At 34.9% G+C, this 14,041-nt stretch carries 11 protein-coding genes and 1 tRNA gene; 4 read left to right on the top strand and 8 right to left on the bottom strand.

All coding sequences use genetic code 11. The features are described from left to right. Positions 1-2: 2 nt before the first annotated feature. From ACRD62_RS11595 to ACRD62_RS11575, 5 genes are all read right to left on the bottom strand, one after another. Positions 3-470, bottom strand: coding sequence for a hypothetical protein (locus ACRD62_RS11595; protein WP_430820275.1), 468 nt, complete (start codon positions 468-470; stop codon positions 3-5). Positions 471-669: 199 nt separating this feature from the next. Beyond that, positions 670-1,587: a hypothetical protein gene (locus ACRD62_RS11590; protein WP_430820274.1), complete on the bottom strand. Its 918-nt coding sequence runs from the start codon at positions 1,585-1,587 to the stop codon at positions 670-672. Positions 1,588-1,849: 262 nt separating this feature from the next. Then, a complete protein-coding gene (locus ACRD62_RS11585) occupies positions 1,850-2,215 on the bottom strand; it encodes a hypothetical protein (protein ID WP_430820273.1) in 366 nt (121 codons plus the stop codon). 107 nt (positions 2,216-2,322) lie between these two features. Further along, positions 2,323-4,164, bottom strand: a complete 1,842-nt coding sequence (locus ACRD62_RS11580) for a sensor histidine kinase (protein WP_430820272.1) — start codon at positions 4,162-4,164, stop codon at positions 2,323-2,325. Beyond that, positions 4,145-4,795, bottom strand: coding sequence for a response regulator (locus ACRD62_RS11575; RefSeq protein ID WP_430820271.1), 651 nt, complete (start codon positions 4,793-4,795; stop codon positions 4,145-4,147). The genes ACRD62_RS11580 and ACRD62_RS11575 overlap by 20 nt, the downstream gene beginning before the upstream one ends. A 399-nt stretch (positions 4,796-5,194) precedes the next feature. Between ACRD62_RS11575 and ACRD62_RS11570 the strand changes: the two genes are divergently transcribed. Further along, positions 5,195-6,523, top strand: coding sequence for a PIN-like domain-containing protein (locus tag ACRD62_RS11570; protein ID WP_430820270.1), 1,329 nt, complete (start codon positions 5,195-5,197; stop codon positions 6,521-6,523). A gap of 42 nt (positions 6,524-6,565) precedes the next feature. Here the strand turns inward: ACRD62_RS11570 and ACRD62_RS11565 are convergent. The 3 genes from ACRD62_RS11565 to ACRD62_RS11555 form a co-directional block, all read right to left on the bottom strand. Beyond that, positions 6,566-6,639, bottom strand: a tRNA-Arg gene (locus tag ACRD62_RS11565). Positions 6,640-6,865: 226 nt separating this feature from the next. Next, the gene (locus ACRD62_RS11560; RefSeq protein WP_430820269.1) at positions 6,866-7,552 is read right to left on the bottom strand and encodes a head GIN domain-containing protein; all 687 of its coding nucleotides are present in this window, start codon (positions 7,550-7,552) and stop codon (positions 6,866-6,868) included. 73 nt (positions 7,553-7,625) lie between these two features. Then, positions 7,626-10,568, bottom strand: coding sequence for a DEAD/DEAH box helicase (locus ACRD62_RS11555; RefSeq protein ID WP_430820268.1), 2,943 nt, complete (start codon positions 10,566-10,568; stop codon positions 7,626-7,628). Positions 10,569-10,841: 273 nt separating this feature from the next. Here ACRD62_RS11555 and ACRD62_RS11550 point away from each other — a divergent pair, with 273 nt between their 5' ends. From ACRD62_RS11550 to folD, 3 genes are all read left to right on the top strand, one after another. Then, positions 10,842-11,438, top strand: coding sequence for an NAD(P)H-dependent oxidoreductase (locus ACRD62_RS11550; RefSeq protein ID WP_430820267.1), 597 nt, complete (start codon positions 10,842-10,844; stop codon positions 11,436-11,438). A 157-nt stretch (positions 11,439-11,595) separates the two neighbouring features. Continuing rightward, the gene (gene ffh, locus ACRD62_RS11545) at positions 11,596-12,933 is read left to right on the top strand and encodes a signal recognition particle protein (RefSeq protein WP_321410483.1); all 1,338 of its coding nucleotides are present in this window, start codon (positions 11,596-11,598) and stop codon (positions 12,931-12,933) included. A gap of 69 nt (positions 12,934-13,002) precedes the next feature. Further along, the gene (gene folD, locus ACRD62_RS11540) at positions 13,003-13,884 is read left to right on the top strand and encodes a bifunctional methylenetetrahydrofolate dehydrogenase/methenyltetrahydrofolate cyclohydrolase FolD (protein WP_430820266.1); all 882 of its coding nucleotides are present in this window, start codon (positions 13,003-13,005) and stop codon (positions 13,882-13,884) included. Positions 13,885-14,041 lie beyond the last annotated feature (157 nt).

Here is a 14,041-nt window from a genome sequence, read left to right as displayed (position 1 = left end):
TCTTAAAACAGAGGCTTATTTTTCTGTTTACTTAATTTTGCAAGATGCTGCAGTGCTTTAAAAATTCGGTCAATTTCATCCATATTTTTCGTATATAAGATAGAAAGAGATTCAGAAGTTTTATTCCAGTCATTATATATGCTTTCCTCTGTAATGCTTGTTGGATATATTCCATATATTACCATAAGAGATCTTTCATCCGGTGCAGCAACAGAATCAATTTCATTCAAATTAATGTAATCCCTGGTTTTTAGTTCATCTTCATCATCCAGTCTATTATACACATATATTACAATTTGGGTATCGGTAACTTCATAACGGAACTTCTCACCTACCCTATGTGTTTGTGCATTATTTAAAAGCTTTTGCAGGAATTCAACGGTCTCTTCAAAAGTGGGCTCATTCGCGTTTTGCCCAATAGCAACATGGCTTACAAAACTTGCAAAAAGAATTATGATAATATGTTTCATGTCTATTTTTTTATTGGTTAGATATTAACTACTAGTAATACAATTGAATAGATCGCTATCTCACTAGCTAATGTATAGAACAATCCTTCAAAAGAAGTTTGGTCAGATCCATAAAAGGTGTTTTGGTGCTCACAATTGGAAAGCTAGGAAATGCGTTTATTAACCTAGCTTTCGATTTATTAGTAAATATTAATTAACCTTAATAATTTCTTAATGGAATTGTGATGTAACTGATAACAGGAGGTCTCCCAAATTCAGGTCTTGTGTCATTCTCTATAATTCCATCATAACCATCAGCTCCCTTACGTCCACCTTTACCACCTTTGCACCATGTACTACCATGGCCTCCTCCTCCTTGCCTACCTCCAATACCCTTATTCCCTTGATTTCCATTTTGTCCTTTTGCTGCAGCTTGATGGCTTTCTAGAGAAATTGAAGATAACGGTTGGTGTTCTATTTGTGGACCAATTACAATTAGTTTGCCTCCATCTCCTGCGTCTCCTCCAAGACCGGCGGCTCCACCATTTCCTCCTCTGCCTCCATTTCCACCATTTCCTCCTCCTCTTTTACATGTAAAAGGTATACCATCAACAGCTTTGCTCCCACGATGTCCTTCACCTCCATTACCTCCACTACCACCTTTGCCACCAGACTGAGCCTCAAGGTTAATCCTTATTTCTGAGTTAACCGGATTGCTTAACTGTATTAGGACATCGCCAGCATCAAGACCATTATCTCCATCTGTTCCATCTTCACCATGAACTCCATTTTGCCCACTGCTGCCATCACTTGAACCGCTTGCGCCAATTGATCCATGAAGTCCATTTTTACCATTTGCTGCCTTACGATCATTTTTGGGATATGATAATATTGCAGTAACAGGGGTCTGAGAGTTAGTGCTAATTATACCTTCTATAATGATGTTAAGAGTAGTTGGTCCTATAATAAGTTTGGAATCATCCAATATTATAAGATCGTTTAATCGCCAATTCTCTGAAGCACCCGCAATTGATCTAATATCTACATGCCCTTCAATTGTATAATCCTCTTTTATGTTTGGGTTTCTAAGATTATCCAAATGTTGTGCGATTGTGTCTTGTTTTAAATTAATTGGCATAACTTACGAATTTAAGTGAATAATTATATAAATATTAAGATGTTTAAATTTTAAAACATGTTGATATACAATATTTTAAATTGGATATAATTCAAACTATTAGTTTGGTTATCCGTAGTTTAAGGGTAGTGTTAGAGTTTTACTTCAACTATCTTATGGCCTTTCTTGTACTCTGTCATAATAAATGAACGTCTTTTTTACAGCTTTTTGTTGGGAGTCTTCACATGGCATAAAATCATAAGAAGTAGATTGTACATTTACATTATGGGTAATAAGCAAAGTTTAACTCACGAATTGTGTAGCCATTTTTTTTGTGATAAACCATTGTCTCTCTTCTTTTCTTAAGAGCATCGTCCTTTGTTTTATACATTCTATATTTAATCTCACCCGCATGGTTCTTGTATTTAGAGTATTTAGATAGCGCTATGGCTTCCTTCCATTGCTTATAAAATGCTATTTCGCCTAAATTGCACTCTGCTTTATATACTTGCGAAATAATCACATTAAATTCAGTACCCGAAGAGTTTTGTCCAATGCATGTTTGTTCAATGTAATAATAGCATTGTGCATTAATACTAATACCTACCAACAATAATGGTAATACAAATAATAACTTATAATTTTTCATAGTTAAAATTTTAATTAGAAGAAACTATGAAGCTAAATTATGGCTGACAGTATTGAAGGTAAATCCCCCAAAAGGGGGAAATTGCATTACTTAAGAAAAAAATATGGTTATTTTTTTTTAAAAGGGATAGCAACCAGAATATGTGTTCCTTTATTAGGTTGGGATGAAATTTCGAAGGTGCCATCCAATGCCTGAACGCGCGTCTTCATATTAAATAATCCGTTTGATTTATTGGAATTCACAGCATAAGGATCAAAACCTTTACCATTATCATCAATGGTCAGTATAAGTTCGTTATCGTGAGTTATTAATTGAATCTCAATGCAACTTGCGTCGGCATGTTTTTGGATGTTAAGTAAGGCTTCCTGAATAATACGGAATACCTGGTGTGTAATTTCAGGATTCAGATTTTGATGTAAATCTTTAAAGTAAGGTATAACCTTAACTGATGTGCTTTTCTCAAAATCATCTAAATAATTCTGTAAGTATTCGTGTAAATTAATAATCTCAAATTCATGAGGTGACAGTTCATGCGACATGGAGCGCACATTTTTATACAATGAATCAAGATCATCGGTAACCTCAGAGTTGTCTGCTGCTTTATTTATTTTATGCTTGAGTAAGGCCAGTCGGCTTCCAACATTATCATGCAATTCGGCAGATAAACGGGCACGTTCTTTTTCTGTTCCTTCAACATAAGCAGCCAAAAGGTTTTTCTGGTGTTCGGCATTGGCAATTAAAAGATCGTTTTTGGTCTTGTTAATTTGATGAACCTCATAGAGCAAAGCAATAGAGAAGATACCAAACTCAATAACAGAACCTATTAACAGTGGGTTGGTCGGAAACCATTCGTAAGGAATATGTCCGGCATAGGAGAGAGCAAATAATATGGCTCCGACCAGAAGAACAAATACTGCCGACATAAAAAAATAGGCTTTAATACGTTGATATTTTATACCCAGAACAACAATGCTTATCTGTATTGAAAAAGTAAGAAAAACAAAAGTATAATTAGCTAATAAGTAATAATGCATTGTTAGTTGCGCTCCACTTATCACCCAAAATAAAAGATACAGTAAAATAGACCAATAATAGACTTTTATAAGTTTAAATAAAGTAGGGTGCTTTTCGGGTATCTTAAAGTAGGTAGCACCAAAATGAACAAATGAGAATAGGAGAGGAGCTATCAAAGACGTATCCAGAAATCGTTTTATAAAGGGTTGGTTGGGATAGAAAAACTCATAGGCAAAACCTAAATTATCGAACATAAACCAAACCATTATTAAGGTATAAAAGCTGTAGGCAAAAAATGCTTTCATTCTTAATATCAGTCCAATAAGCAAACTAAACATTGCAATAAAAACCAGTCCGCCAAAGTAGAGGTTGTAAAAGAGCAGATCTTTGGCTTCATTTTTATTAAAAGCTTGTTTGTTCCATACCCTTAAGGACAGGCTGGTTTCTCTTTCTCTATCATCTATTTTAAGAATATACGAACGAGTAGAATCGCTTTCGATGGAGAGGTTCTCAATAAAACGCCTGTTATCAATATTTCGCCAATGAAACGGATAGGCAATTCCTCCTTTTGCCAATAAACCAATACTATCAGATACTAATTGGTAAAGCTCATATTTATGCAGATAATTATTATTAATCTCCAGTATTACATTGTTTTTATTTGTGCTGTTTTTAATCGTAAAACAAATCCACAGATATTCGTTATACCCGGGTTTGCCCAAGTAAGTACAATTGAAACTATCAGCTATCTCTGAAACCGAATGATCATGAATTGAAGAATATATCTGATAATGTCCATTCAGAGATACAGACTTCAATTCTTCGGTTAAATTTACAGGCATTAAAGGTTGGTCGTTATTTTCAGTACTGCAGCCTGTACTGATTAACGATAGAATTATAGGAATTAATAAAAGCCTAAATAAGCTTGTATTCATAGGCGTATTTTATTAATTCGGTTACCTTACTCAAATTTAGTTTACGAAAGATGTTTTTTCGGTGTGATTTCACCGTTTCAGAGCTGATTATTAGTATGTCAGAAATCTCCTCTGTACTTTTTCCGTCAACAATAAGTCTGATAATTTCTTTTTCACGCTGGGTTATTTGAACCGAAACGGAAAAAGGATCTTCAACCAGTTCGAAGCTACTGTTTGTTGCTTCATTTATATTTTTACTTATATAAAACGGATCCTCCTTACCTGAAAAAATTACCTGTTGAATTTCGTCAATGCTAGCACTCTTCGACAGAAAGGCATTGGCTTTATGTTCTCTTATTTTCTTAATCAAATAAGCATCTTCATACATGGTTAAGATAGCAATGATCAAATCCGGAAATTTACCTCGTATTTCTTTTAGTATTTCGAGACCGTTTTTTTTAGGTAGATTTAAATCAAGAAAGAGCACATCCGGTTGAAGAATAGATAATTGATAGGTAATATTTTCACCTGAATCAATGGTTGCTATCACTTTAACCTTGTCAAGGCCATTAACAATTTTAGCGATTCCTTCGGCAAATAGATTTTGATCGTCAACAATTACAACTTTCTTATCAGAATCATTAATATTCATTTCGGTTACAGTAAAATAAGGTTTGGTTAATACATAGCTGTTTATATTACAATTAACCCAATCAGTTGTTTAATAAAAAAATTTTATAGCTCAGTTTTAATAGGAGGGGGATGTTACCAAAAGAAAAGCAAAAAGTCTTTGAAGGAGAAAAATAATGAGGTTGAATATTATTTGTATTGCTCTAAGTGCAATAAATATATGATGATTTTGAAAATTTTTAAATGTGCTCCCTTGTTAATTTTAGCAAGGGAGTTTTTGTTTAATTCCAATTAATTATTTGATAAGTCATTTCATATGTTAATAAATTGAAATTAAAATAATAATGTGTTTGATCGATATCATTAGATTTTATGGTAGATTTGATGTAAGCTTTTTAATTTATAAGTTAATGTAAATTCAATGAGAAATCTTTTTAATGGATATTATATACCTAATCAAGATGATTTAGCAAAGGCATGGAAAGATGAATGTACATTGTTCATTTTTGACACAAATATCTTCTTGAACTTATATAGTTATGCAGAACAAACAAGAGAAGACTTTTTTCAAGTTATTAACAATATAACTGAGCAAATTTGGATTCCTTATCATGTTGGTTTGGAATATCAGAGAAGAAGATTGGATGTAATAAAAAATGAAAAGGCAATATTTTCTTCCGTCAACAATTATATTTCAAAAATTGAAAAGGTATTTTCTTCTGATATTGAGCAATTAAATCTTAAGAGTAAATTTCCAAAGCTTCATGAAAGCACAGTGAAGTTTCAAAAAGAAACTCAAAAATTAATAGTCAATTATAAAAAATCACTTACTTATTGGGATGAAAAGCAACCTTGTGTAAGAACTCATGATTCAATTAGAGAAAAGTTGGATATTCTTTTTGAAAATAAAGTTGGAAACAAACCAGATCAAATTTGGATTGATGAAGTTGAAAAAGATGGAGAAGAAAGATATAAAAATGAAATTCCACCTGGATATAAGGATGCTTCAAAGGACCAAAATGATAAGCCTACATTTAGTTATGGTGGAATAAAATATCAAAGAAAATATGGTGATTTAATTCTTTGGAAGCAAATCATTAAAAAGGCAAGCAAGGAAGATGTGAAAAATGTCATATTTATTACTGATGATGCTAAAGCTGACTGGTGGACTATAATTGATTCGCGGGGCAAAAAGAGAATTGGTCCTCATGCAAACTTACAAGCCGAATTAATGGATGAAGCTAATATAAAACTTTTTCATATGTATAGTACTTCATCTTTCCTTGAAGATGGGAAATCTATTTTAGGCATAGGTGTTAGTGAGAGTTCAATAAATGAAGTTGATAGTGTTTTTGAGCGTAACATTCTAAGGAATATATACTTCAAAAATCATTCAAACATAGATGGGTTGGACAATCTAAGATGGTTAAATAAGAGTATTGATACTCAAAACATAGCATTAAATAATTATTTGCTTGAATTGCATAAAACAGAATCCGAAGAAAATAAGAAAAAACAGTTAGAGCTGGATTTATTTAACACGATGAAAGATGAAGATAAAGGAAAATATTTAGATTTTATTAAATCAAGTTCTATAGATATTGAGAATAAATTACGAAAAATAATTACAGACAACGAGGAGAGAGAAAAAAGAAAGAAAAATATTTTATTGTGGAGTAAATGGATACAAGAGCTAAAGAAAAATGATAAGGATGAAGATGAAGATTTGACACCAAGTTTGACACCTTAAAAATACAAAAACCAGTAAATCATTGACTTACTGGTTTTAATGTGATCCCGAAGGGACTCGAACCCCTAACCTCCTGGGCCGTAACCAGGTGCTCTATCCAATTAAGCTACGGAACCTTAATATTTGAAATATTGGTATTTGTATTTTAGCAGTGATGCTCTATCCTCCCGATACCCACGATAGCTATCGTGGCGGGATAAGCTACGGAACCAATATTTTTAGCATTTTTAAAGCCCCTTGGCTCAAATGCGGTGCAAAGAAAGGTAATTTCATTGTATAATACAAGTGCTGAATACAGCTTTCTTTGTGCCTTTTTGCTAATTCGTTTGTAATGAAGCTGATTTATTCTTCAGCTTCCTGAACTTTTCCTTTAATTTCTATTTTTGCCGGTTCGCCTTTGTAAGTAACCGATCCACCGGTACTGGTTGAAGCATTTAGTTTTTCCTTAACGGTAATTTCAATGGTGCTTCCCAATGTTGCTTTAACAACGGCTTCTTTACTGTCTAATGGATAACTGTAGTATTTACCTCCGGTACCCATATTAACTTCCTGCACGTTACAAACACCCGATAATTCAATGCGGGCAGCATTACCCGAAGCTTCCACCGCATTTACATCCACATCCAGTTCAATACTTGAATCGGCACCAGCCTTAATTTTAAGCTTATCAGCGTAAATGGTATTTTCAGCATCAATACTACCGCCTGATCCGGTTTCAACCTCACGAATAGTTTTGTACGTTACATACACTTGTACTGCCACACCTTTGTAAATCTTGGTTTTCATCTTAACAACCAACTGTCGGCTTTCCAATTCGGTAATTACATCGCTTAATTCACCGTTTTTAATATGTACTTCAACCGATTCTTTTTCTCCTTCTATCAAGGTAACATTTACACCTTTACTGGCCTTAACCCGGTCGAAAGAACCCATTTTACGTACTTGCTTCTGTACAGTACTATCTTCTTCCTGAGCCTGCATTCCAACAACAAGTAGAAATGACAGAAATAATGTGCTAAATATTTTCATATGATTAATGTTTTCAGATAAATTTTCCCTTTAACAAAGCCTTTAAGTAATTTACGGCACTAAGCTACAAAAACTATGCAAATAATTCTTTTAGCTCCGAATCACTAATATCTTTTAACGGATTATTGGTGGTGATGAAGGTATCAGCCAGCTCCATTTTCTTCTCCTGCAGGCGCATAATCTTTTCTTCAATACTATCGGCCGAAATAAATTTATATACAAACACATTTTTTGTCTGTCCGATTCGATGGGCCCGGTTGATTGCCTGAGCTTCAGCTGCAGGATTCCACCAGGGATTAAGTACAAAAACATAATCGGCTTCAACCAGGTTTAATCCAACACCACCGGCTTTTAGCGATATCAGAAAGATTCTGCAGTCTTCGTTTTTGGTAAATTCTTCCACTGCCTTATTTCTATCGAGGGTTGAACCTACCAATTTCGAATATCTCAATCGTTGAGCTTTTAAATCCTTTTCGATAAGTTCCAGATCTTTCACAAAAGATGAAAAGATCAACACTTTATGTTTTTCCTTGATAATATTCTCGAGCTTCTCAAAAATCTGCTGGTATTTACCTGAATTGCCTTTGTAGGTATCATCAACCAATACCGGGTGGTTGGCAATCTGGCGTAATTTAGTAAGAGCTTTAAGTGCCAGGATTGCATTTTTATTAATTCCGGTTTGCTCAACAGCCTTCAGTAATTCATTTCTAATACCGGATTTCTCTCTGTCGTAGAATTTCTGTTGATCCTCGGTCATATCACACAGTAAAACCTGCTCTGTGACAGGAGGGAGCTCTTTGGCAACCATTTCTTTTGTCCTTCGCAAAATAAACGGAGTAATTAACTGTTGTAATTTCTTTTCTTTTTCTTCATTCTGCTTTTTCTCAATAGGACCTGCAAAATTGTTTTTAAAGAAGTTTAAACTGCCCAGTAATCCTTTATTTACAAAGTTCATTTGTGCCCATAAATCAACCAGTGCATTTTCAATTGGGGTACCTGTAAGCACCAAACGGTACGCTGATTTCAGTTCAGAAACAGCCTGGTAAATCTTGGATCCCGGATTTTTAATATTCTGACTTTCATCCAGAATAACATAGTGAAACGGATAATTACCCAGGTATTCTATATCATTCCTTACCACACCATAACTACTCAAAACCACATGATAATGTCGTAGAATCTTACCTATTTCCTTGGTTTTAACACGGTTGGTTCCTGTATATAAATAAACCTTTAGTTGTGGTGCAAACTTTCTAATTTCATTGGCCCAGTTATGAACCAGCGAAGTAGGCATAACAATTAATGATGCAGGTAAAGTACTTTTATTAAATCCAACGATGTTACTATCAAAGAGATCCAGCTGTACTTCAGGTTTTTCTTTTACTTCATCCTGACCTGAATGATTATACTGCTGAAGCAACAACGAAATGGTTTGTATTGTCTTACCCAATCCCATATCATCAGCCAGAATACCTCCAAAGTTATTATTATTCAATAGTTGCATCCATGTATAACCTTCCTGCTGATAATGCCGCAACTGTGCATTTAAGCCGGCAGGAGTTTCCAGCAAACTACCATTACTTTCATTAATGAGCTGACCAATTTTATTTTTCCAGTCGGGTGATACTTCTGTCAGCTTATCCTGATCCAAGAGGTTAAAATGCATCTTGCCTAATAGCAATTTATTGTCTTTTACTTCCACAAAATGCATCAGATCAGAAAAACGGGCAAACCATTCCTCGGGGATTATAAAAATCTCTTTATTCGGCAGGAGGTATTCACGTTTTCCTCTTAAGATATGCTGTCGTATCTTATGAAATGGTATTTTAAATTCGCCCACCGTAATAACTGCATTAATATCGAACCAGTCATTATCTTCGGTATAAGCTACTTCCAGCTTAACCTTTCCGGTATAATAGCTTTCTTCAAAACCGTTTTGAACCAGAATTATATTATTAGAAATAATGTCACCGTAATGATGGTTAATCCATTCGATCAGTTGGTTTAACATTGCCTGCGGTTCCGCAGAAATATCCTTTGGAAGGTACTGCGATTCACTCACATTTCGTAGTCCCATGTTCTTAAGGGCTTCAATAACTGCTGATTCAATCGTTTTATTTCGTTTGAATCGAGTAAAATGATAATGCCCGGCTTTTTTATGCAAATCAACAAATACTTCCGATTTAGTTCCGGCCAGATATTCCTTTTGATCGTATTTGAATTTCAAAGTAAGAACAGGATTATGCGATAAATCCTTTTCCAGTACAAGAATAGGACGCATCTCCACCTTTTTATCCATTATATCAAAACCAATGGCTTCCACATCATGATTTCGAATACTGGTTTGTACAAAGGTATTCATATACGTTTCAACACTTTGTGGTCGAACCAGTACATGATTTACCCGCATAAACGGCCGGAATTTCTTACTGTCGATGTTATCGAAACGATAAAGTTGATTATTTATTAAAAAGGTTGCTGGAGTGTTGGTTACTTCCAGTATTTCACGATTGGTTAAACCAAAGTACTGATCCCCTTTTTTTATTTTCAGGGTGTATTTAAGCCCTGTATTATCCAAAGTAAACGAGAACAAAGCCTCGTCGTGTATGGGGCTGATATTTATTCGGTCAGCTTTGTATAACCTGCTATATTTAGGGTTTTTATAATATACCGGCGTATTATCCAATGCTATAATCTCCAATGCCTGTGCAATCTTTTTATCGATATAGGGTCTTATATGTTCTTCTGCATATTTTTCATCCAGATTATCAAAAAAGAGTTTTTGTGTCTTCTGTTTTGAGAATCGTTTAAAAATATGTTGCTCATTTATGGTGTTGAGCAGCTTTACAGTTTCTTTTTGCGATGCTGAAAAAGGAAAACGATTTTCAGTCAAATGCTCAGATGTGGCTTGTTCTATTAACGACAAATAATTGTCGTCCTCCATTTCTACAAAAAAAGGGATAAGCGTTAATCCAATATTTCTCTTTTCCGTAATAACAGCAACCAACTGCTCCATAAAATCTTTGCGTTTTTAATTTTACGACATATGTTCAGCCCAAGGCAGTCAACAAAGATAATAGCTTTATTTTTTCAAACAGGACTTTGTTGGATTTCTTAATAACAGAGAGAAAGAATACCTCCTTAACACCTTATAAGTTAGATATTCAACAATTATTTACCACTTTTAACTTCTGATGATCGAACTTTTTCAGGCTTTGTTGGTCTTTACTTAAACAGTAATTGAAATACCTGATACTGTTGAATTGTAATAATTAGTTTTGATAAAATAATGAAACACTTAATAATATATGCACATCCATCAAAGAAAAGTTTTAGTTTTCAGTTAAAGGATGCATTAAAAGCTGAAAGTGAAAAGAGAGGATGGTCAGCAACAGTCAGAGACTTATACGAAATGAAATTTGATCCTGTACTTTGGCCTTCTGATCTTGAAAAATTAAAAAAAGGAGAAACTGAAGAAGATATTCTTTCAGAACAAGCACTGGTTAAAGAAGCAGATATTATTAGCGTGGTATATCCACTGTGGTGGGCCGGTTTTCCAGCTATCTTAAAAGGTTATATTGATAAAATTTTTGCCTATGGCTTTGCTTATAAAGCTGGAAAAAATGGGATAGAAGGCTTGCTAACCAATAAAAAGGTGTATTTGTATACATCAATGGGTAATACCGTAGAAGAGTATGAAGAAAAAGGTTTAATTGAAGCTTTTAGAAAAATTCAGGGAGGTGAAATTTTTGAATTTTGTGGGATGGAAGTAAAACATCAGGAGTTTTTTCCTCAAATACCATCGGCATCAACGGAAGAAATTGAAAAACATTTAAAAGTTGCCCTTTCAGTTTTCGAACCAGCTAAACAAATTATAACTAACTGAATTTATTCACTATACCATAATTAACATCATATAGTTTGTACATTTTTCGAGGCCTGATTTCTAAGAATTTATATTTTTAGAAGTTTAGGCCTTTTTTTTGTTTTAAAGGGTAACAATTATTTTTAATTTTGCAGCACATTTTAAATGATTAACAGGAATGTTTGAGAATCTTAGTGAAAGGCTTGAAAAGTCGTTTAAACTTCTGAAAGGTGAAAACAAAATCACCGAACTGAATATTGCAGAGACATTAAAAGATATCCGTCGAGCGCTGCTTGATGCCGACGTTAACTATAAAACAGCCAAACAGTTTACCGAAACCGTTAAAGATAAAGCCATGGGCCAAAACGTGCTTTCAGCCGTTAAGCCTGGTGAAATGATGGTTAAGCTGGTTCATGACGAGTTAGCTGTTTTAATGGGAGGTAATCAGGTAGATATTAACCTGAAAGGTAATCCTGCCATTATTCTTATTGCTGGTCTGCAAGGATCTGGTAAAACAACTTTTACAGGTAAACTGGCAAACTTACTTAAAACCAAAAAAGGTAAGAATCCTTTGTTGGTTGCGGGTGACGTTTACCGTCCTGCGGCGATCAACCAGTTGCAGGTTTTAGGTGAGCAGATTGGTGCAAAGGTATATACCGAAGAAGGTTGTAAAGATCCGGTTAAACTGGCTACCGATGGTATTAAAGAAGCTAAGAAAGGTGCTCATGATGTAGTAATCATCGATACCGCTGGTCGTTTGGCCATTGATGAGGAGATGATGAACGAGATTGCAGCTGTTAAAAAAGCAACCAATCCTGATGAAATCCTTTTCGTGGTTGACTCCATGACGGGTCAGGATGCTGTTAACACTGCAAAGGAATTTAACGATCGTCTGGATTTTGACGGGGTTGTTCTTACCAAATTAGATGGTGATACACGGGGTGGTGCTGCTTTATCAATTCGTAGCGTTGTTGACAAGCCTATAAAATATGTGGGTACCGGCGAGAAAATGGAAGCATTGGATGTTTTCCACCCAAGTCGTATGGCCGACCGTATTTTGGGTATGGGTGATATCGTTTCACTTGTTGAGCGTGCTCAGGAACAATTCGATGAAGAAGAAGCCCGTAAGCTTCAAAAGAAAATTGCCAAGAACCAATTTAACTTTGATGACTTCCTTAAGCAAATCCAGCAAATCAAAAAAATGGGTAACCTGAAAGATTTGGCAGGTATGATTCCTGGAATGGGTAAAATGCTTAAGAATGTAGATATTGATGATGATGCTTTTAAAGGTATTGAAGCCATCATTCGTTCGATGACTCCATTAGAGAGAGAACAACCAAGTGTTATCGACGGAAGTCGTAAAAAAAGAATTGCAGCCGGTAGTGGAACATCCATTCAGGAAGTGAATCGACTCATTAAGCAATTTGATGATACCCGAAAGGTAATGAAGATGATGACCACGGGTAATAAAATGAGTAAAATGATGGGTAAGATGCCAATGGGGCGACGCAAATAATTAAGAAGATTTACAAAAGAAGCACAATTGTGCTTCTTTTTTTATTACATAAACCGTAAAATCAATGCCATGCAGTTAATAGACGGAAAATTAACATCCAAAAAGATTCGTGAAGAAATTGCTGAAGAAGTAAAACAATTGATTGCTTCAGGAGTTAAAAAACCTCACCTGGCAGCCATTTTGGTTGGGCATGATGGAGGAAGCGAGTCCTATGTAGCCGGTAAAATGAAAGCCTGTGAAGAAGTGGGTTTCAATTCAAGCTTAATTCGTTATGAAGACGATGTTACTGAAGAAGAATTACTGGCTAAAGTGCATGAATTAAACAATGATGCGGATATTGACGGATTTATCGTTCAACTACCTTTACCTAAGCATATATCAGAGGAGAAAGTTACAGAAGCCATCGATCCCCGTAAAGACGTAGATGGATTTCACCCTGTTAACGTAGGACGCATGACCATTGGTATGCCTGCATTTATATCGGCTACTCCGCAAGGAATTATGGAGTTGTTGAAACGATATGAAATTGAAACATCCGGTAAGAATGTGGTTGTTATCGGTCGTAGCAATATTGTGGGTCGTCCGATGAGTGTACTTCTTTCACAAAAAGGATATCCGGGAGATGCAACTGTAACCGTTGCCCATAGCCGTACTAAGAACCTGAAAGAATTGTGTTTACAGGCTGATATTATTGTTGCCGCTATTGGATCACCTGGTTTTGTTAAAGGCGAAATGGTAAAAGAAGGAGCTGTGGTAATTGATGTAGGCACCACTCGAGTTCCATCAACCGAAACAAAGTCGGGTTGGCGTTTAAAAGGAGATGTGCTGTTTGATGAAGTAGCTCCTAAATGTTCATTTATAACACCTGTTCCGGGTGGAGTAGGGCCGATGACGATTACATCTTTGATCATTAATACATTGAAATCGGCTAAAAAGGAAATATATTCATAATAATGAATAATCAGTTATAAGACATTAACAAGTGTTTTATTTACAGATTCTTATAACTGTTGATAGGCGATTTCAGAAGTAATACTTAAAAAGGAAAATATATGAGGTTAATCTTTACCGATTAGCCTCTTTGTTTTTCATAATAATATATTGATTC

The sequence above is a fragment of the Carboxylicivirga caseinilyticus genome (assembly GCF_050589785.1).
Taxonomy (GTDB): domain Bacteria; phylum Bacteroidota; class Bacteroidia; order Bacteroidales; family Marinilabiliaceae; genus Carboxylicivirga; species Carboxylicivirga caseinilyticus.
The sequence above is the reverse complement of the archived record's forward strand: the minus strand, read 5'-3'. Positions and strand labels throughout refer to the sequence as shown.